The 20,749-nt window shown below is 57.4% G+C and carries 14 protein-coding genes; 12 read left to right on the top strand and 2 right to left on the bottom strand.

Annotated features, from left to right (window positions below; all coding sequences use genetic code 11):
• Positions 1-53 precede the first annotated feature (53 nt).
• Together tsaD and pruA are read left to right on the top strand one after the other, a co-directional pair.
• A complete protein-coding gene (gene tsaD, locus ACPOL_RS16320) occupies positions 54-1,262 on the top strand; it encodes a tRNA (adenosine(37)-N6)-threonylcarbamoyltransferase complex transferase subunit TsaD (protein ID WP_236656835.1) in 1,209 nt (402 codons plus the stop codon).
• Between the two features lie 55 nt (positions 1,263-1,317).
• The gene (gene pruA / locus ACPOL_RS16315; protein ID WP_114207991.1) at positions 1,318-2,916 is read left to right on the top strand and encodes an L-glutamate gamma-semialdehyde dehydrogenase; all 1,599 of its coding nucleotides are present in this window, start codon (positions 1,318-1,320) and stop codon (positions 2,914-2,916) included.
• A gap of 35 nt (positions 2,917-2,951) precedes the next feature.
• Here the strand turns inward: pruA and ACPOL_RS16310 are convergent, their stop codons facing one another.
• The gene (locus ACPOL_RS16310; RefSeq protein WP_114207990.1) at positions 2,952-3,608 is read right to left on the bottom strand and encodes a response regulator transcription factor; all 657 of its coding nucleotides are present in this window, start codon (positions 3,606-3,608) and stop codon (positions 2,952-2,954) included.
• Between the two features lie 549 nt (positions 3,609-4,157).
• Here ACPOL_RS16310 and ACPOL_RS16305 point away from each other — a divergent pair.
• From ACPOL_RS16305 to ACPOL_RS16270, 8 genes are all read left to right on the top strand, one after another.
• Positions 4,158-5,810 (top strand): NAD(P)/FAD-dependent oxidoreductase, encoded by a 1,653-nt coding sequence (locus ACPOL_RS16305; protein ID WP_114207989.1) that lies wholly within the window; start codon positions 4,158-4,160, stop codon positions 5,808-5,810.
• A 15-nt stretch (positions 5,811-5,825) separates the two neighbouring features.
• The gene (locus ACPOL_RS35520; RefSeq protein WP_114207988.1) at positions 5,826-7,271 is read left to right on the top strand and encodes a sensor histidine kinase; all 1,446 of its coding nucleotides are present in this window, start codon (positions 5,826-5,828) and stop codon (positions 7,269-7,271) included.
• Positions 7,272-7,572: 301 nt separating this feature from the next.
• Positions 7,573-8,460: a flagellar motor stator protein MotA gene (gene motA, locus ACPOL_RS16295; RefSeq protein ID WP_114210862.1), complete on the top strand. Its 888-nt coding sequence runs from the start codon at positions 7,573-7,575 to the stop codon at positions 8,458-8,460.
• A gap of 152 nt (positions 8,461-8,612) precedes the next feature.
• On the top strand, positions 8,613-9,449 hold the full coding sequence (locus tag ACPOL_RS16290; RefSeq protein ID WP_114207987.1) for a flagellar motor protein MotB: 837 nt from the start codon (positions 8,613-8,615) through the stop codon (positions 9,447-9,449).
• 414 nt (positions 9,450-9,863) lie between these two features.
• Positions 9,864-13,100, top strand: a complete 3,237-nt coding sequence (locus ACPOL_RS16285; RefSeq protein WP_161557397.1) for a protein kinase domain-containing protein — start codon at positions 9,864-9,866, stop codon at positions 13,098-13,100.
• A gap of 116 nt (positions 13,101-13,216) precedes the next feature.
• A complete protein-coding gene (locus tag ACPOL_RS34875; RefSeq protein ID WP_114207985.1) occupies positions 13,217-13,546 on the top strand; it encodes a hypothetical protein in 330 nt (109 codons plus the stop codon).
• Between the two features lie 323 nt (positions 13,547-13,869).
• Entirely contained in the window at positions 13,870-14,511 is a 642-nt protein-coding gene (locus ACPOL_RS16275) for a biliverdin-producing heme oxygenase (RefSeq protein ID WP_161557396.1), read from the top strand.
• Positions 14,495-17,350, top strand: a complete 2,856-nt coding sequence (locus ACPOL_RS16270; protein WP_114207983.1) for a bifunctional diguanylate cyclase/phosphodiesterase — start codon at positions 14,495-14,497, stop codon at positions 17,348-17,350. Before ACPOL_RS16275 ends, ACPOL_RS16270 begins: the two co-directional genes overlap by 17 nt.
• Before the next feature lie 70 nt (positions 17,351-17,420).
• On the opposite strand, the gene ACPOL_RS16265 is transcribed toward ACPOL_RS16270, so the two are convergent.
• Positions 17,421-19,340, bottom strand: a complete 1,920-nt coding sequence (locus tag ACPOL_RS16265; RefSeq protein WP_114207982.1) for a hypothetical protein — start codon at positions 19,338-19,340, stop codon at positions 17,421-17,423.
• On the opposite strand from ACPOL_RS16265, the gene ACPOL_RS33615 reads away from it, so the two are divergent.
• The gene (locus ACPOL_RS33615; RefSeq protein ID WP_161557395.1) at positions 19,340-19,504 is read left to right on the top strand and encodes a hypothetical protein; all 165 of its coding nucleotides are present in this window, start codon (positions 19,340-19,342) and stop codon (positions 19,502-19,504) included. The two genes, ACPOL_RS16265 and ACPOL_RS33615, sit on opposite strands and share 1 nt — an antisense overlap.
• Positions 19,505-19,721: 217 nt before the next feature.
• Positions 19,722-20,735: an ROK family protein gene (locus ACPOL_RS16260; RefSeq protein WP_236656834.1), complete on the top strand. Its 1,014-nt coding sequence runs from the start codon at positions 19,722-19,724 to the stop codon at positions 20,733-20,735.
• Positions 20,736-20,749: the final 14 nt, after the last annotated feature.

The raw sequence follows: 20,749 nt of genomic DNA, 5'->3' as shown, positions 1-20,749 counted from the left end.
GACAAGGACTCGCTCTACTAATACGAAGTACTCGCTCTACTAATATTAGAGATGTGAATCCGTCTCCGGAGTCTTCATCGTCTATCGGCCGCCGATCTGAATCCATAGCTTCCACCGGGCTGGTTCTCGGGATTGAAAGCTCGTGCGATGAGACCGCAGCCGCCGTTGTCCGCTACGGCCGGGAGACCCTGTCTAACATTATCGCCTCGCAGATTGCCACGCACGCGCTCTTTGGCGGGGTAGTTCCCGAACTAGCTTCCCGCGAGCATCTCCGCAACATTGTGCCGGTCGTCCGTGCCGCTCTCGCTGCCGCAGGCGTCGGCTTCCGGGATCTGGACGCGATCGCGGTCACTCACGGTCCCGGACTGGCTGGAGCGCTGCTGGTAGGCATCACTTATGCTAAGTCCCTGGCCTATGCGCTCGGTAAGCCGCTGATAGCAGTCAACCACCTGGAAGGACATATCCATGCCGTGCTCCTCGAGCACGCTAGCCAGCAGCAATCGCCCACATCTCCGATCCTTGCCCTGGTCGTCTCTGGAGGCCACACTCATCTCTACCTGGCTGACTGCGGCGATGAGGCGTCCGGCGGAGTGTGGCAGTATCGCAACGTTGGCCGCACAGTTGACGACGCCGCCGGAGAGGCCTTCGACAAGGTCGCCAAGCTGCTCGGTCTCCCTTATCCAGGTGGCCCCTGGATCGACGTCCTCGCTCCTTTTGGAGATCCGAAGGCCGTGCCCTTTGCCTTTGCTCAAATCAAGACCAAGCACCGCGCCCAGCGTGCCGGAGACTTGGCAGCCTCGCCGAAGATGCTCTTCTCGTTCAGCGGCATCAAGACCGCCGTCCTCCGGTACATCGAAGCTCACGATCTGAAAGCGTCGATTGAAGCGCGCCGTCTGGCCCTCGCTGCCTTTGCCACTCCAAAAGTGGACGACGCTCGGGCTCTCTGTGACTCGCAAACCCTCAACCTGATCGCGAGTTTCCAGTACGCGGTCGTCGGAGATCTGCTCCGCAAGACCTTACGGGCAGCGGAAACGCTGGGAATTCAGAGTCTTATCGTCACTGGCGGAGTCGCGGCGAATCGCGAACTTCGCAGCCGGTTCGCGGCCGAAGCCAGCACCCGCAGCCTCCCCATTGCTTTTCCTTCGCTGGCGCTCTCGACCGACAATGCCGCCATGATTGCCGCGGCCGCATGGCCAAGGTTCCTGGCTAAGGATTTTGCCTTAAACAGCCTGAACGCCGAACCATCGCTGCCATTGCAGTAACGTCACCCATCAGCTTCTTGGCCCGCTCCGGAGCTAAGCGTAAACTGGTTCTGCTATGGCTACCGCGACGATAGGCACCGTGATTCTTCCACGAACGCCGATGGGCGTTTTCCGCAACGAACCGTTCACCGATTTCTCCCACAGCGATAAGCAGCATGCGATGAAGGACGCGTTGCTCAAAGTCGGGGATCTGCTCGGCCATGAATATCCATTGATCATCGGCGGCGAACGCCTGCATACTCCAGGAAAAATCGAGTCGCACAACCCGGCTCGGCCAGCGCAAATCGTCGGCATTCATCAAAAGGCCGGCAAAGATCATGCCGAAGCCGCCATTCAAGCAGCACTGACGGCGTTTAGCGCGTGGAAATATGTACCCGCCGGAACCCGGAGTTCGCTGTTGCTACGAGCGGCAGAGATTATTCAGCACCGGAAGTTTGAGTTCTGCGCGTGGCTGGTTTACGAGGTCGGCAAAAACTGGGCCGAAGCCGATGCCGACGTTGCCGAGACCATTGATTTTCTGGAGTTCTACGCTCGCGAAGCACTTCGTCTGGCTGCCGCCACGACCCCCATCCAATATCCGGGCGAACGGGATGAGCTGCTTTATATTCCCCTCGGGGTTGGCGCAGTGATTCCGCCATGGAACTTCCCTTTCGCCATCATGGCGGGGATGACTGCTGCAGCAATCGTCACCGGCAACACCGTCGTGCTGAAGCCCTCGAGCGATTCTCCGACCATCGCGGCCAAATTCGTAGAAGTGCTCGAAGAGGCTGGGATGCCTCCCGGGGTGGTGAACTTCTGCCCCGGCTCCGGCGCGACCTTTGGCAATGCCATCGTGGAGCATCCTAAAACGCGTTTCATCGCGTTCACCGGATCCCGCGATGTCGGTCTAGACATCCATGAAAAAGCCGCCAAAACGCAGCCAGGCCAAATTTGGATCAAACGGACGGTGCTCGAAATGGGCGGCAAGGACTCGATCATCGTCAGCGGCGACTGTGATCTCGATGCAGCCGTTGATGGCGTGATCGCGTCGGCTTTCGGATTCAGCGGGCAGAAGTGTTCGGCTTGTTCGCGGGCGATCGTGGACGAGCTGGTCTACGATCTCTTCATCGAACGAATCAGGGAACGCGTCGCCTCACTGACCATCGGAGATCCTACTCTGAATCCGAACATGGGACCGGTCGTGAATCATGCGGCGATGCAAAGCATTCTCAGCTACATCGAAATTGGAAAGTCGGAGGGGCGCCTGATCGCCGGCGGCCAGGCCATCGAATCTCCCGAAGGCGGCTACTTCGTTGCACCCACCGTCTTTGCCGATGTCGCACCTACCGCGCGGCTTGCGCAGGAAGAGATCTTCGGACCCGTCCTGGCGCTGATCAAGGCAAAAGGCTTTGAAGAAGCGCTCTCAATTGCCAATAACACTGAATATGGCTTGACCGGCGCGATCTATACTCACGACCGAGTGGAACTTGACCGCGCCCGGCTCGACTTCCACGTAGGCAATCTCTACTTGAACCGCAAGTGTACCGGCGCAATGGTGGGGGCCCATCCGTTCGGCGGATTCAACATGTCCGGTACGGATTCGAAAGCTGGCGGTCCCGACTACCTGCTTCTCTTCACCCAGGCAAAATCGGTGGCCGAGAGACTTTCAGTGTAGAGCTTGCCTCGAAGGAGATCCAACGCTCGATCGTTTCACACGTGGATCTCCATCTGGTTTCCTACCGCGGCTGCGGCCTCGGCCAATATCCGGTGATGGATGGTGAAAAGCGCCAACTCGAGCCGGTCGGAAACTCCGGTCTTGTCGTAAATGCTGCGCAGGTAGTTTTTAATCACCTGTTCCGTGGTCCCCAAACGGATGCCGATCTCCCGGTTCTTGCATCCTTGGACGATGAGCGCGACAATCTTCATTTCTTTCGGCGTGAGCCGGTCCCGGACGCGCGCACCTACCTGGTCGTCGATGGCGTCGCCGGTGTTGGGAAGGGCAGCATGAATCACCCGCTCCCCGCGAATGACCCGGCGCACACAATCGATCAGGGCTGCGCTGGTTACATCCCGATACATCAGACCTTGCACCGTCCCGGTGATCTGCTCCGGAGGAGTCTCATTGTTCTCCGCAATCAGAATCACCCGGCTGGCCACTGCCCGGGCTCCTTCGACGACCTTCGCTAGATCAGCTCGAAGCGAGCAGGCGACAATCACGACAGAGCCGCGAAACGTGTTCACGGCGTGGTAAAGCCTGGGGCTGTCGGGACATTGGGCGATGATCCGCAAATCGTCTTCCATGGCCAGGACTTTAGCAGTCCCAGCACGAAAAATAGCCTGGTTATCAGCCAGAATAATCTTATTCATCGGTACGATGCCTCGTTAAATTCGCGTATATGTCGATCTGGACGGGCACATGCGGAACGTGGCCGAACGCCAAGGTCGCTCGCGACAGGAGTGTCTTGCGCGGGCGGCCTTATGGCACCCATCTCTTCCTCGTGTATCGACGATTGCGATCGACTTCTTTTCCGGTGTCTCCAATTCAGACAGATCCGCTCTTGAAATTCAACAAATCGGCTGGGAAAAGAAGGAATTCAGTGGTGGACTGACGTGCTTTCATGCGTCCTATCAACTTGGACCGTTGAGAAATACACTACCGCAGCAGTAACAAAATACGGGGAAAAATCGTAACGGCTTGTGCAATATGATTCATCCGGATGTACACACCTGATAAGCCTGGGTCCGCTGAGCGTCGGATCCGCGGACGGCTCGCGACGCTCTCGTTCCTGAGATATTGCACCTGGCCGTAAACTTGTAGAGCAGGACTGGAAAAACGCTCTGGATATGGGCGGGCAAGATTCCCGTCAGGGCTTAAGTGCGCTGAGGGAAAATCATGAGAGGGTGGAGCAGGTTTTTATGGGCAAGCCGGTAATCCTCGCGGTCGACGACGACATTAGCGTGCTCGAGGCGGTCGTACAAGACCTGCGCCGTCAATACGGCGCTGGCTATCGCATTCTTCGCGCCGGATCCGGGCAGGCAGCATTGGATACCTGCGCACAGTTAGTGGAGCGAGGCGACTCGGTAGCGCTCTTCCTCTCCGATCAGCGCATGCCGGGCATGACTGGAGTCGAGCTGCTCGAGAAAGCACAACTTGTCTTTCCCGAGGCCAAGCGGGCGCTGTTGACCGCCTATGCGGACACTGAGGCGGCCATCCGGGCGATCAACTCCGCGAAAATCCACTACTATCTCACCAAACCTTGGGATCCGCCCGAAGAACGGCTCTACCCCGTATTAGACGATCTCCTGGGCTCGTGGAGAGAGGGCTACAAGCCACCATTTGAAGGTTTGCGCGTGATCGGTCCCCGTTGGTCTTTGAAAGATCACCAGGTGAGGGATTTTCTGTCCCGCAACCAGATTCCGTATGAATGGCTGGATCCGGAACGTAGCGACGAGGCACAGCAGCTGCTGGTCAAATACAAGCTTGATGAGCACAAGCTTCCTGCAGTCCTGTTTGCGGATGGAACGTCGCTAGTTCAACCATTGCAAACTGAACTTGCTTCGAAGATCGGTCTGCATGTCACCGCGGAAAGGGATTTCTACGACGTCGTCATCGTAGGGGCGGGGTTGGCAGGGTTGGCTGCGGCGGTCTACGCGACGTCGGAGGGTTTGCGGGCCCTGCTAATCGAGCCGGAAGCTCCCGGAGGACAGGCTGGCAGCAGCTCTCGGATTGAAAACTATCTGGGATTTCCGACCGGAGTGAGCGGAGCCGAGTTGGCCAAACGCGCGTTCATTCAAGCATCCCGCTTTGGAACCGAGTTCCTCGCCCAGACTGCGACCGGTATTCGCAGCGCCAACCAATATCATTTTGTGACCCTCGCCGACGGCAAGGAAGTCTCTTGCCGCGCAGCGCTGCTAGCAGTCGGAGTCAACTATCGACGGCTCGAGATTCCCGGGCTCGACCGGTTCACCGGCGCCGGCATTTATTACGGAGCGGCGATGACTGAGGCGATCTCCTGCCGCGACGAGGAGGTTTTTATCGTTGGCGGAGCCAATTCCGCCGGCCAGGCGGCGATGTATTTCTCGAAATATGCCCGAAAAGTAACCATGCTGGTGCGGGGAGAGTCGCTCGAGAAGAGCATGTCGAAATACTTAATCGATCAGATTGCTGGTACATCCAACATAGTGGTTGAGACGAGATCGCATGTAGTTGAGGCATGCGGCGAGGAAAGATTGGCAGCGATTCGGGTTTCTACAGCGGACGGAGAGAGTACCAGGCCGGCCTCCGCGCTGTTCATTTTTATCGGAGCGGCGCCTAATACTGGATGGTTGCCCGAGGGAGTCATGCGCGATCCGAACGGGTTTATATTGTGTGGACGCGATCTCATGATCGAGGGCAGGATGCCGAAGAGTTGGAAGGAAGACCGACAGCCCTATCTTTTGGAGACCAGTATTCCTGGAGTATTCGCCGCGGGAGATGTCCGTCATGGTTCGATCAAGCGGGCAGCGTCCGCAGTAGGGGAGGGTTCCATTTCGGTGCAGTTTATGCACCAGTATCTGGCCAGGTTCTAAAGCCAGCTCACCACGATGCCCGATGAACAGCTAGTCACGACAGTGAAGGTAAACGCGCGAGAAGTCTATTCCGACTTGCGCCAGATAGCCATATTCTCGCAACTCCGTGAAGAGGATGCCGGATGCCTCGGTGAAGTCGAGGTGGTTCATGCACCCGCCGGGTCAGTGCTTTACAAAGAGGGCGAACAGGTGCGCGGTCTCTCCGGACTGCTGCGCGGTGAGATTCGCGGATTCAAGAAGGAGGACGACGGCTCGAGAGGACTCCTCCTGCACTTTACTGCCGGGGAGAGCTTTGGAGAGGTACCACTGCTCACCGGGCGTCCAGCTACCGTCACCTTTTCAGAAGTGGTGTTGGATACAACCCTGATTCGGGTGGATGAAGAGGGGTTTTGGCGACTGATGGCGACCTGCCCCGTCGTCCGCCAGGCGGTGGTGGCGAATATGGAGCGCCGCCTGCAGGATTATCAGGCGTTCGCGCTTCACCGTGAGAAGCTGATGTCGCTAGGGACCCTGGCGGCAGGCTTGATGCATGAGCTCAACAATCCCGGTACGGCAGCCCGGCGAGCGGCGGCCCAGCTGCGAGAAAATCTGGTACAGCTTCAGCAAATCAGCCTGCGGTTTTGTGAATCGCCCCTGCAAGGGGAACAGATCGATTGTATGAAGAGCCTTCAGAAACGCGCTCTCACCTGTGAAAAGCAGAAGGCGATGAGTTCCCTCGATCAATCGGACGCCGAGGAATGTCTAGCCGAATGGCTGGATGCGGCGGGAGTGCAGAACAGTTGGAAGATGGCTCCAACGCTCACCTCGGTTGGCATCACCGACCGGGATTTGGACTGCACTCAGCATGCCTTTCGTGGCGCTGATCTCTCGGACGCCCTGAATTGGCTTGCGTCTCTCGTTTCCAGCATGCAACTCGTGGTGGCCATCGAAGAAAGCATTACCCGGGTGTCAGAATTAGTTACCGCGGTTAAGAAATATTCCTATAACGAAAATACGACCCAGGTCCATGTGATCGATGTTCATGATGGCCTGCAGAGCACAATTACGATCCTGGCCCACAAACTGCGCCCGAAAGACCTGAAGGTCGATAAAAAATTCGCCGCTAATCTCCCGGAAATTGAAAGCCGTGGCGCCGGTTTAACCCAGGTGTGGACAAACCTGATTGATAACGCCGTGGACGCGAGCCCCGACAGAGGAACCATCTACGTTCGTACCTGGGCGGAGGATGGCTTCGTGTGTGTCGGTATTGCCGATGAGGGGTCGGGCATCCCCGAGGAATTTCAAAAGCATATCTTTGACCCATTTTTTACCACCAAGCCAGTGGGTGTCGGTACCGGGCTTGGGCTGGACATTGCAAGGCGGATCGTGGTGAGTTCCTTTGGCGGCGAAATTGGATTTAACACGACTCCCGGCAAAACCGAATTCGTGGTCCGCATTCCGACCGGCAAATCAACTTCCTAAAGACCTCTTTTCCCCACTCTGCAGACGTTGTGAAAGCTCCGCGACCTTCGCTGCAGGGCTGAAATTGGCTGCTCCGATGCGAACCACTTGAGCCGGCGGTCATTTCCTCGAAGTAGCGGCCTACGTCAATCTCCGGAAGCCACACCATCTGTACTTCTTCTCTAGCAGTCAAGTTCAACCATCCCGGTGCCGATAGAGCCGGTGAGACGGTCGATTTTTCTCCCTTTACCCCTGGGTTAGAGAAGCCACCTCCGAACGACGGTTGGATCGCCGTCCCGATGCGGATTTCTGGGAGCGTGATGTGTTTGCCATAATCGGTATCGTGTTAGTGTTCGGGGCCGTCATAGGCGGCTTCATGATGGAGAAGGGACACTTGGCCGTGCTGGTGCAGCCGGCCGAGGTCTTGATCATCGTCGGCGCCGCAGTGGGCACGCTGCTGACTGCCAACCCGTTGCACATCCTCAAACAGATCATTGGCGCCCTGCTGGGGACAATCGGCAGCTCCAAGTTCGGCAAGGTCCGCTACATCTCCTCGCTGACCATGATGTTCGAACTGCTCAACAAGGTCCGCCGCGGCGGTCTACTCTCGATTGAAGGCGATATTGAGAAACCGGAAGAGAGCGAGATCTTCAAGAAATATCCGGAGTTCCTGAAGGATCATCACGTCTGCCACTTTGTCTGCGACACGATGCGCATGATCGTCACCGGAGGAGTTGACCCCTTCGACATGGACCAGATGATGGAGCTGGATATGGATGTCTGCCATCATGGCGCCTCTGCGCCGATCACCGCGCTTTCGACGGTCGCGGATGCGTTGCCGGGTCTCGGGATTGTCGCTGCGGTGCTCGGCGTGGTCATTACCATGGGCGCCTTGAGTGGTCCGCCGGAAGAGTTGGGGAAAAAGGTTGCAGCAGCCTTGGTCGGCACATTCCTAGGAATTCTGTTGTGTTATGGAGTCGTTGGTCCGCTGAGCTCGAATATGACCAAGGCCACCGAGGAAGAACACACTTACGTGCACATGCTACGAGTCCTGATGCTGGCCTCGATGAAAGGAAATGCACCGCAGACCGTGGTTGAGATTGCTCGCCGATCTATTCCGCTCCATGTCCGGCCGACGTTCGAGGAATTGGAAGCAGCTTGCCGAGGTGAGTCGGCAGCGCCGGCCGCAACCGAAAAAGAGGCCGCCTAGATAGAAGAAGAAGTGCTGCCGGGGACTAACCATCTCTCCCTGGACCTCCTGTCGACAAAAATGCGCGTCTGCTTGGCGGTTCTCGCGGGACTAGTCTTTTTTCGAACGAATCGCTATCCATTCACACCTGCAACTTCGGAGCGCTCCAAGGTATGGCTAAGCCGACCATTATCATCATTAAGCGCGGGAAAGGGCATGCCGGCCACCATGGCGGGGCCTGGAAGGTCGCCTATGCCGACTTCGTCACCGCGATGATGGCTCTCTTTATCGTGTTATGGCTCTTGAATACTAGCGAGCACACCAAGAAAGTTGTTGCCGGTTATTTCAACGATCCGCTAGGCAAGTCGACCGAAGTTGGATCCGACAAGTCGGGATCGGGCGAGGCACTCCCCTTTACCAAGGAAAATATAGAAAAACTGAAGGAGCAGCTGGAGCGGCAGATCCATCAGACGGTCAACTTAAAGGACCTTTCCAAACAAGTCGAGATGACTGTCACTCCGGAAGGACTTCGGATCGAGCTGCTCGAATCCAAGGACGGGACTTTTTTTGATCTTGGAGGGACAACGCTCAAGCCGGACGGCAAAGACATGCTGAATCTGCTGGCCGACAAGCTTTCCACCGTTCCCAACCGCGTCTCGATCGAAGGCCACACTGATTCTCAACCGTTCTCGGGTGCGAAGCTTTATTCCAATTGGGAGCTCTCCGAAGACCGGGCGAATGTGGCCCGCAGGCTCATGCAACATCCCGGAGGGCTGAGGGAGAATCAAGTCTCACAGGTGCGTGGTTTTGCCAACCAGCGATTACGTATGCCCGCCGCCCCTTTTGACCCGTCCAACCGGCGGGTCTCGCTGATCGTTCAATATCTCACCCCTGCCGACCTGCCCGCCCAGAGTGCTGCCGCAGTGCCGAGCCCGAACACGAACCCCACGCCAAGCTCGGCGACCGTGCCCGCGAAGACGCCGGGCAGCAAGCCAACCGCTGGGCATTAAACTGCGACCAGCCAGTACTCCTCCCGGGACTTCTGAAACCAGCATCGCCAGAGCCCACCAGAATCGCCAGAGCGAACCAGCATCGCCAGAGCGAACCAGGGGCTCTAACATCCTCCCCATCGCCAGGAAGCGCCTGTCTCCCATGAAACGGTATCGCCCTCGGAGTCACCATGACTAGGATGGCGATAAAAAATGTCCGGAACGAGGGGGAATTTCCCCGATCATCCTGACGTCTGAAACGAGTCGATTGGGGCCAACGGAAGACGATCGGCGGTCCCTGCTTAAACTCGTTTTTACTTCTCTTTGCACGTTATATACTCCAGTGAACTAGGCGTATTCATTGGCAACTGGAGCCTGAACTCCGCAAACGGTTCGATGTGGGTCGCCGAGCGTGACCCGGAGCATCAACGCTTTATGGATGAGAAGCGCCGAGACCGGCAAGACGACCTGCGAAACAAGGGTGCAGGGATACGCGTTCCCCTGCCGGGCGAGAGTTCCTCCTCCGGGAGTACACCTGGTCTCGATTCCCCGACCCTGATTGACATACCGGATCGCAAGATCTCAGACCTTCCTGGCCGCAGAATCTCCTCCGATGCACCTACCATGTTGGGCGTTCCCGCGACTCCCCGCCCGGCCTCCGGACCCTTCAATGTCTACGCGGGTGTGCCCATCCTGGAAGTCGGGACGGTCCTTGGCCAGCGCTATGAGATCCTCCACATTCTCGGAATTGGGGGAATGGGCGCGGTCTACCAGGCGAGAGACTTGGAGTTGAGCCGTATTGTGGCGGTCAAAGTGATCCGACCGGACCTCGCCGGAAATCAGTCCATCATCGACCGATTTAAACAGGAACTCATCCTCGCTACTCAGGTAACACACAAGAATGTTGTTCGTATCTACGATCTCGGCGAATCCGATGGAATGAAGTTCATCACCATGGAGTTTGTCGAGGGCCAGGATCTGCGCTCTCTGATTCAGGAAAGAACCAAGCTCTCTCCCGTTGAAGCAGTGGAGATCATGCAGCAGGTCTGTCGCGCCCTCGAAGCAGCGCACGCAGTGGGAGTCATCCACCGGGATTTGAAGCCGCAGAACATCATGCGGGATGTGAATGGGCGCGTGGTGGTCATGGATTTCGGTCTGGCCAGGACTTTGGGAAGCGATGGAATGACTCAATCCGGAGCGTTGGTCGGCACGATGGAGTACATGTCTCCGGAGCAAGCGCTGGCGAAGGAGCTCGATCAGCGCTCCGACATCTTTTCTCTCGGCGTCATTTTTTATGAACTATTGAGCGGCGCCATTCCTTTCCGGGCAGACAGCGCTCTGGCCAGCCTGATCAAGCGGACTCAAGAACGCGTGGTCCCCGTCTCCGAACTGGATGACACGATTCCAGCCCCTCTAAGCGCTATCGTGACCCGTTGTTTGGAACGCGATCTAGCCGAACGCTACCAGACCTCGGCCCAACTACTCGCGGATCTAGAAGCGTGGCAGGGCAGGCGCGCGATCAGCGAGGCGCCTCCGGCCCGCAAGGAGAATGCCAAGCAGGGGCTGGGGAAGAATGCGTGGTTGCTGATCGGTTCCGGAGTGGTGGCAATTCTCCTGGCCCTGGCGATAGGCGGCTATTTTGTCCTTCGTCCAGCCGCGAAGCCGGAGACATCAACGCGGGGCGCGGCGGTCAATCCGGCCTTTACCCTGGCCGTGCTGCCGCTGCATAACGCTTCCGGAGATCCAAAGCTCGATTGGCTGGGCCCCTATTTGGCTGACACGCTTAGCACGGACATTGGCCAATCCGAGCAACTCCACACCATCTCGAGCGGCCGTCTTCACCAGGTGATGTCTGATTTGCAGGTGCAGCCGGGGACAATCGTCGACGCCGACATGCTGCGGCACGTGGTGGATCTCACCGGGACGGATATAGCTGTTTCAGGACAGTATGTGCGATTAGGCGATCAGATCCAGATCGATGCAAGCGTTCGTGATTTCAAGCACACCCGGACTGTGGCAGTGAAAGCGACGGCTGCAAGCGACCGGGCCCTCCCGGCGGCAATCGATGCACTCGCCGACGAGGTTCGCAAGAGCCTCGCTTTTTCCTCAAGCGAAGTTAATAAGTTGCAGAACCAGGCATTCAAGCCCACCTCCCAATCGCTTGACGCTCTCCGCGACTTTAATCAGGGACTTGAACTGATGCGGGTCGGGCGGAATATTGAAGCGAGCTCCTCCTTCCAAAGCGCGGTGGAGGCGGATCCTCAGTTTGCGCTGGCCTACTCGGCACTCGGCCAGACGCGGGCGTCATTGGGCCACGAGGCGGACGCTCAACAATCCTCGCGGCGAGCGGTCGAGCTGGCAAGTTCGGAAAACCTGCCGCAATTAGAGTCATCGCTCATCGCGGCCGCCCACGCAACGATCCTCGACGACTCCAAGAAGGCAATCGGTATTTACGAAAGTCTCGCTCAATCGATGCCCAGCAACGTTGATGTGCAGTATGCGCTCGGCACGTTGTATTCCGACACCGGAGATTACCCGAAAGCGCGCGCGCAGTTCACGAAGATTCTTGAAGCCGATCCAAAGAACGTGATTGCTCTGTGGCAGTTGGGCATCGTCGAGGGACAGAGTGGCCAGCCGCAGGCCGCCCTGGATCCTCTGAGCAAGGCTGAATACCTGACCATTCAGACTGACAATAAAGAGCAGCACGCGATGATTCTGCTCTCGATGGGCATCACCTACCGGCTGCTGCAGAAGCGGGATGAAGCACTGCGGTATTTCGATGAAGCCATTGCCATCAGCGAGAAGATCGGACAGAAGCGCGCGGTTGCCGCGGGACTGGACGAAACTGCCCAGATGCAGCTTGATATGGGTAAGTCCGATGAGGCGCTCGCGAATTATAAGAAGGCGCTCGCGCTCTTCCAACAGATCGGCTCGAATAAAGAAGCTGGTGACGCTCTCATCGATATGGCGGGTGTTTATCAGGCCCGCGATCAGAATGACCAGGCGCTACAACTCTTCCGCCAAGCGCTCCAGGTAGAGCGCGATGCCGGCGACCAGAACAACGAAGCACTCTGCCTGAACGATATCGGCGATCTCCACCTGGCCAAGGGAGATACCGAAAGCGCCTTTACCTATTTCCAGCAGGCGCTCCAGCTGGGGGAGAAGATCGAGGTTCCGCAGCGCATAGCCGAGCCGCTTCAGGGGCTTGGCAGCGCTTATACGATGACCGGTCAATACGACCAGGCATTGTCCTCTCTCAAACGAGCGCTCGACATCTGGCGCAGCAACGGTAACGCTCTGGGCGTCGCTTCGACCCAGAGCCAGATGGGTTTGATCTTTGGATATCAGGCAAGATTCGGCGCCGCAGTCGATTCGATCCAGTCTGCTGTCAAAGGTTTTGAGGCTCTGGGAGACAAGAGTACTGATGCCGCCATGGCCCTGGTCAACCTTGCCGAGGCGCTCGGCCGAGCCGGAAGAGGCGATGAGGCAGGACCGCTGCTGGATCAGGCTGAGAGTTTGGCCAAGGAGTTGAAAAACGAGACTCTTCTGGCAAGTGTCCAAGGCACACAGGGGAAAACATCGCTCTATATCGTGGAGACTTTGCCGGAGCCAGCCCACAATTCGCCGCTGCTCTCAAATCCGCATCCAGAGGGAGCAGTCCGAACGGGATAGTCGAAGCCACGCTCAATCTGGCGCGGCTGGCTATCGCGCAGGGCCATGGCAGCGATGCGGTCAGCCGGCTGCGCGCACTGATCGCCTCCGACAAGGCTTCTGACAGGAACCTGGCGTTGCAGTGCTCCGTTTCGCTCGCCGAGGCACTGATCCAGGCGAAGGATTACGCGCACGCCAGGCAGACGCTGCAAGACGTCACAGCGCCCACAGAGAGGTCAGGAATGCGTTTGCGTCTGGCAAGAATTTATTATCTCCAGGCGACCGCCTCCCGCCTCAGCGGGAATTCACAGGAAGCTTGGAATGAGTATCGCGAGGCAATGACCCTTCTGAATGCAGTTCGCAGCGAACCAGGCGCCGAGAATATCTTGAGACGGAGCGATTTGAAAGCAATCTTTGATGATTGCAATCGCTGGGTAGGCGTTGCCGCCACAAAGACCAACTCATAGCCTGGTGTGGCTGCGGGTGCGCTGCTCATTGCGAAGGGCGTTCCATTCGCCAGACCGGGATAGCTGATGCGGAGTTCGGTCTCTGTGGAGACTTTCCGCGGCTAAGCCCCATTGCAACCACGGCTTGCCTCCAAGACCTGGATCATCCCTCCTAACACTCTCATTACTAACTCACCTAAACGCCGTGCACATTGGTGTGCGCGGGATTCTTAGAATGCTCTCACGGTTCTCCAAAATTGTCCGAAGTATCAAGCATGTGGCCAGGAACACAGGTGCTTAAGAATCATGCTCCTGAAATGGGCCGAGGAGATCAGCGGTCTACCTTGGAAACAGCGGCTGAATCGCCGGACCACCAGCAGCAAACCGTCCAGTCTGCGAGCTCGGCGCTATCTTTGCGTCTGCGAAACGAAACTTCCTCTCTGCATGAACAGGTTGAGCGAGATTTGAGGCTCCCCGATTCCATTCATACCCTGGATGAATATCGCGAGTGTCTCATTCGGTTCTACCGGCTTTACCGTCCACTCGAGGCCGCATTACTCGGATGTGACGGCTGGTCGGATGCGGGTCTGTCCATACAAGAAAGACTGCGCACCGTGCGGTTAGCGTCGGACCTATGCGCCTTGGGTGTCGTTCCAATCATGATGAGAGATGCACCCGTTCGCGCTTTACCGGTCATGCCGAGCTTTGCTCACTCTCTTGGGGCACTGTATGTATTGGAGGGCGCCACACTGGGGGCCCGGTTCATTCTTCGTCGTCTCGAACAAGTGCTTGGAGCACAGCTTACCGGAGCGACGGCATTCTTTGCCTGTCGCATCCCGAATGCCGAGGACTCCTGGAAATACTTCAAGAAATGCCTCGACGATTATGGAATTGCCCATCCAGGAGAAGCTCAGCAAGTTATTGAAGGCGCGATCGCCACTTTTCGCTCCATCGGGGAATGGATGAAAAATGATCAGCACCGATAACCATTGCGATCTCCCCGAGATGCCGGTAGACGTGACGAACTGCCATCAGGAACCGATTCACATCCCATCAGCAATACAGTCCCACGGGATGCTGCTCGCCGTCACCAGTGGAGACCTGCTCATAGCCTATGTCAGTGCGAACGCCGAAAGCTTTTTGGGCATTGCGCCGGCAACGGTTTTAGGCCGGCCCTTAGCGGAGATTCTGACGGCTGACTCTGCCGCCGCGATCCTCAAGTCCCATGACGCGCAGGGGCGAAAGCCGGGCAACCGGCTGAACATCAATCTGCCGGGCGGGGGCGCAGTGCAGCTCCTGGCGTTCACTCATCGCGTCAATGACCTGATCTGTGTGGAGATAGAAAAGGAGCGGCAGACCGATGGTTGGGACAACTTGACCGAACGGATGGAAGTTGCAGTAGAGGGAATTCGGGAGGCGAAAACCCAACAGGAGCTCTGTAATCAGACAGTCCGGGGCATTCGTGCGTTGACCGGACACGACCACGTCATGATCTATCGCTTTCACCCCGATGACCATGGAGAGGTCGTGGCTGAAGACAAGGAACCGCATGTTGCAAGTTTCCTTCATCTTCATTTTCCGGCTTCGGATATCCCATCGCAGGCGAGGGCTTTGTATCTCCTCCAGCAAACCCGATCGATAGCCGACGTGGACTCCCTGACTTCGCCGATACTTGGCGATCCTCTTCTTACCAAAGGGCGGCCGCTCGACATGACCCGATGCACGCTGCGGAGTGTCTCGCCGGTTCACATTCAATACATGAAAAATATGGGGGTGGGCTCTAGCTTCGCCATTTCGCTGATCGACCAGCAACGGCTCTGGGGACTCATTATCTGTCATCATCGCAAGCCACTCCAGGTACAGCCAGAGGTCCGCTCGCTATGTGACGTTTTGGGGCAGATCATCTCGATGTTGATCGGGGTGACCGACACCAAGGACAGGAATGCGGAGGAGCTCGACAATCGCGGACGACTCGGTAAGGTGGCCTCGATGGTCGCCTCCGGAAGACCAATGGCCGATCTGTTGCCGGACTATACCCAGGAATTGCTTGCGCCTCTCCGTGCGACGGGGGTCCTGGTCCAACTTCACGGATATGCACGCCTCGGCGGAGTGACTCCGCCACTCCAAGATGCGCTTGCATTGATGCATTTCCTCCGAGGGCGCTTGTCGAATGGAATCACCAGCTGTGATGCGGTTCCGACTTTGAAATCCCACTTTGCTGAATTCGCTCCTGTTTCAAGCGGTGCGCTTATGATTTCGGTTGCTGATTCGACTGACGATTGCGTGGTCTGGTTTCGTCCCGAGGTCCTCCGAACCATCGAATGGGGAGGCAATCCGGGTGAGTCGAAAAAAGTAGATCCAGCCAGCGGACAAATCTGCCCGCGTACCTCATTTGCAGCCTGGACCGAAACTCAACGTGGCAAAGCCGCTCCTTGGACGAGAACGGACATCGCCGCGGCCCTCGAGCTGCAGCACACCTTTCATGTGGCACTTTTGCGCCAGGCAGACGCAGAGGCCCAAACGACGTGTGTCGATACTCTCACGAATTTGCCCAATCGGCGCGTTCTCCTGCACCGGCTTTCGATGAGAAGGGAGCATCCGTCCGAGAGTCCCGCATCCTTGATCTTTATCGACATTGATCGCTTCAAGTTATTGAACGATACCTTCGGGCATGACGCAGGGGACGCCCTGCTCATTCAAGTGGGCAAGCGGCTGGTAGCACGAGCCGAGGGAAAGCACCTGGTGGCGCGATTGGGCGGCGACGAGTTCGTTGTCTGCTGCGAAGACCTTGAACTCGATGAGGCCAGCATACTGGCGCAACTGATCATCGAGGACTTCCGCGAGCCTTTCTCCCTGGATGGACGGCCATTTCGCTGCGCGGCCAGCGTCGGTCTCGCCCCCACGAACGGCCGGGGCATGAACTCGATCGCCGATATCCTGCATACTGCCGATTCTGCGATGTACTCCGCAAAACAAAAAGGGGGCAACCAGTTCGTCGTCTTCGAGATCCCTCAGCATGAAAAGCTTGTACGTCGAGTTCAGCTCGAACAGGACCTGTTTCATGCCATTGAACGTGGAGAGATGAAGGTCCACTTTCAAGCTCAAATTTCTCTCGACGAAGGGCGCCTGATCGGATTCGAGGCATTGCTACGCTGGCAACATCAAGAGCTCGGTAACATTTCTCCAGCTGAGTTTATCCCCATGGCCGAATACACCGGAAATATTCGAGCCATCGGTGTTTGGGTGCTAGAGGAGTCACTCCGGCACATCGGCGACTGGAGGTCTCGCTACAGCACGAACTTGTTCGTTGCGGTCAACGTCTCGCCCCAGCAGATGGAGACCAACAACTTTGCCGAGCAAGTGCGGGATGCTCTAAGTCGAGCCGGGCTCCCAAGCAGCGCACTGCATCTAGAGGTGACGGAGAGTATGTTGATGCAGAGCTCCGCGGAAGTTCAGCTTGATGCCATTCAAGCACTCGGCGTCAGGATCGCTATCGACGATTTCGGTACAGGATACTCTTCGCTATCTTACCTTCCGCGGCTCGCAGTCTCCACCGTCAAGCTGGATCGGACTTTCTTGGAGGATGTTGGCACCGATGAACGCAAAACGCAGTTGTTTGGCGCGATCGTACGCATGGCACATACCCTCAACCTGGTTGTCGTTGCAGAGGGAATCGAGGATGCCTGCCAACTGGAATGCATTCGGAGCTATCGCTGCGATGCCGCTCAGGGCTATCTCCTGTCAAGGCCGATCCCGGCGGAAACAGTGGAACAACTGCTTGAGACCGAGTGGAGAGACGGCCTCTTGAGTGCGGTGCTGGTTTAGAAGACGCGTCTGGGTGAAGGACGGTGCGGCTTCTAACGGAAGCCGCACTTGCCTTCACTATCTGTGCCTCTTACGGGAAGACAGAGTAGTCAACCGATGCAGAAGCTCCCTGGTTTTGTGCAGCGTCGACCACATGCACCTTGAAGGTGTGGGTACCCTTGGTCGACGTACTCACCAGCGTTTGTGCAGGAGGCGGGTTTTTGGTTGGACTGGAGTAGGATTTCGTTCCACATTTGGCTACTCCGGAGAGACCATCTGCGCACTGGTAGGTGGCAGTGACTTGCTGACCGACGTGATAACCCAGCTCGCCATGGATCAGAGTGGGCGCGGGGGAAAGCTCCGGACCCGAGATGATTTCCGGAGCCACTGTGTCAACGTCCAGCCGCGCCGTGTAGAACTTCGTTTGCCAGCTTGCACTCTGGTCCTGGTAAAAGAAGAGCTCCTCCGTTCCCGCGCAGTCAGTGGCGAAGTAATGGACGAAATATTCGCCATCGCTGGGCACAGTGATCGTTTGAGGGGGCGTCTGAAAAATCTCAGCCGGGGTGCCAGGCTCCGGGCAACCGCCCGGAACTCCGACCGTGATGTCGGTAGGAATCGGAAAAGTTGTCGGAGGAAGTTCGCTTTCTAAAGACACGCCATAGGTGATTCCCGAGAGCGGCGCGGCTACGAAGCCATTGTTCGGTGCAGGAACTATTGGCGGCCTGGCGAGGAAGGTGGCGTTCACCGTGCGTCGATTGATCCAGCTCTGATCCTTAGGAAAGTCGAAGTTGACGACTGTTGCATATTCGGGCACCGGTCCGACGCTGATGAAAGTGGAATTGTAGTGATTGGTGTTGGAGTGGGCGGTCGTGGCTCCTGGACCGGTAAAGGCAGTCAACAGATTTTCTGGGCAGGAGTAGATCTGGTCGGAGTTGGGGTCGAAAGTGCAAGGGCCGCCGCTCCATCCCTCGTTGGCCATGAGGTAACCGAATCCCTGATGGAAAGTGGCCCGGCCTGCATGAATATCCGGCAGGGTAAATTGCGGACCGTCGAAGGCATCTTCGATGACAATGTTTCTCATGGTAGACGAGGGACATTGAGCGCCAGTCCCGGTCGATTCACTGCCGATCTGACAAGTCACGGTGTAGAGCTTGCAACCGGCTTGACCGCTGGGCAATAACTCGCCGAAGTGGACTAAGCACTGGGATGTGGCAAATGAAGTATTTGCTACAAGTGCCGGGAAGTCGGTTGGATCGATCACATGATCCGTCACAGTCGGAATTGCGCCGTCGGGAATAGTGATTGTCTTCTGCTGATCGGCGACTGAGAAGTCCAGCACCTGCTTGATGAGGTGGTCGTCCGACAAGCTGAAGTTAAAATTCTGTGTCAACGTGGAGGCTGGGGGATTGGTCGCTGGGATCGGATTGCCGCTGATCTGCCCTCCCCCGCTTACGCCCTCCGAGGTGCAATTGGTAAAGAGGTAGATGGATGAAGAGGAAAGTACACTCCCGATATCGTTGGCCGTTAAGGTTACGTGATTGATGCCCGGAGCCAGATGGCCGTGGATATCGAGCGGACCGACACCCCAAGTAGCCGCTTTGCTGTCCGGATCATTCCCAATGACTCGTTCCTTTTGATAGGCCGGGGTGAAGCATGCCGTGGGAAGGGCTCCAGGATGGGTAACGCCGCAAATATCAAATGGCCCCTCTGGAGCGGAAGTTCCCTCACTTACGGTCAGGTCGAGGTAGTCGTCGACTACCACTTTGCCTAAACCATTCGGGGTCGAAGAGACGACAGCAGTAATGGAAGCCGGGCAGCTCAAAACGAGTGGTGCGGATCCGTAAGTAACAGGTGTGGACGGGCTGGCCGCCGAGCTTGAAGATCTAACGTTGACCGAAGGAAGAACGGTGATGGCGGTTTGTGCCGAGGCGAGGAGAGCGGGGAAGCCTACACAGGCTGCTATGAAGGCTGCACGAAGCGATCGGTTTACAATTTCGAGCTTTGCTGTCATTGATTTCCATCCTGGTCAAGTCCGCCCTGGGGGAGTTGGGGCCGTTCGTTATTGCAGAGATTCGGAAGACCGCCGGACCACGACAATTCGCGGCAAGGGCAATCCCTATCAAGGTCGACGCCGTACCGGACACGCTTGCCGGCGATGAGTTCGTCCTGCCTTGAGACATCCTTCCAATTCCGGGTACATCTCCGCGGCAAAGGTATCATTGAGTCCGGCTTCGGGCGGTGTCAAGAAAAAACCGGGCAAATACAACCAAAGTCGTAGGGTGGATAGAGTTCCTGTTGCTTTCAGGGGCAGATGTTGGGCAATCCGGAGACTGGATTCAGATATAAAGGAGTCTATGTTGTTGGAAACGATTCCACTTGAGGAGCTTCTGTCTTGACCCTGCATCGGTACTCCATCGGTGTCGACCTTGGAGGCACCAACCTTCGCGTAGCTGCCTATCACCAGCATTCCACGGACGGCGGCCAACTTACAGAAATCGTCAGCCTGCCTACTCGGGTGGGAGACGGTCCGCACACCGTGGCCGACGACATGAGTGCAGCGATCGTTGGTTTGTTGGACAAGTATGGACGGAATGAAAAGCTCGCCGGCGTTGGGCTGGGAACCCCGGGACCGCTTGAGCTGCCCGAGGGGATCCTGCGCAATCCGCCAAACCTCCCCGGCTTTGACCGGTTCAATCTGAAACAGGCGATTGAGCAGCGAGTCGGAGCGCCGGTGGTGATTGAATCCGACGCGAATCTTGCCGCTTTGGCGGAGTTTGTGTTGGGTTCGGGAAAGAGCTATGGGGTCCGGTCGCTTTGCATGCTGACGCTCGGGACCGGGGTGGGGAATGGGATCATTCTGGATGGAAAAATCTGGAACGGGAACAACGGCATGGGGGGTGAGGCAGGCCATAATACGGTCGATCCGGATGGCGAAGTCTGCCCCTGCGGCAGCCGGGGGTGCCTGGAGCTCTACGCCTCGGCGACCGGGGTGCGACGGATGGCGGAACAGGCCCGCGCCCTAGACCAGGACGATGCCGAGATCGAGGCAGAGTCGCCGATGCTGACCGCGCGGCACGTCGCAGATAGCGCGCTTGCCGGCGATTCGCGCGCCCTCAAGGTATTCGACCGGGTAGGAACGGTGCTGGGCATCGGCCTCGGCGCGCTGGTGAACACCCTTAACCTGCCGCTCTATGTGATTGGCGGCGGCATGTCGGCGGCGTGGGAGCTGTTCGCGCCGCGCATGATGGAGGAGCTGCGAATGCGCAGTTACGTCTACCGGCTGACGGCCCCCACCGAGGAGGAATCCCGAGCGCGATCTCCGCGCAAGACCCATGTCGTCCGCGCCGAGCTAGGTTCGGATGCGGGTATACTTGGCGCTTGCTTGTTGCCGTTCATGCAGTCGTAGCGTAAAGGGGCTGA

It is taken from the genome of Acidisarcina polymorpha (genome assembly GCF_003330725.1).
GTDB classification, from domain to species: domain Bacteria; phylum Acidobacteriota; class Terriglobia; order Terriglobales; family Acidobacteriaceae; genus Acidisarcina; species Acidisarcina polymorpha.
Note: the sequence above shows the minus strand (reverse complement) of the source record. Positions and strands in the feature narration are given on the sequence as shown.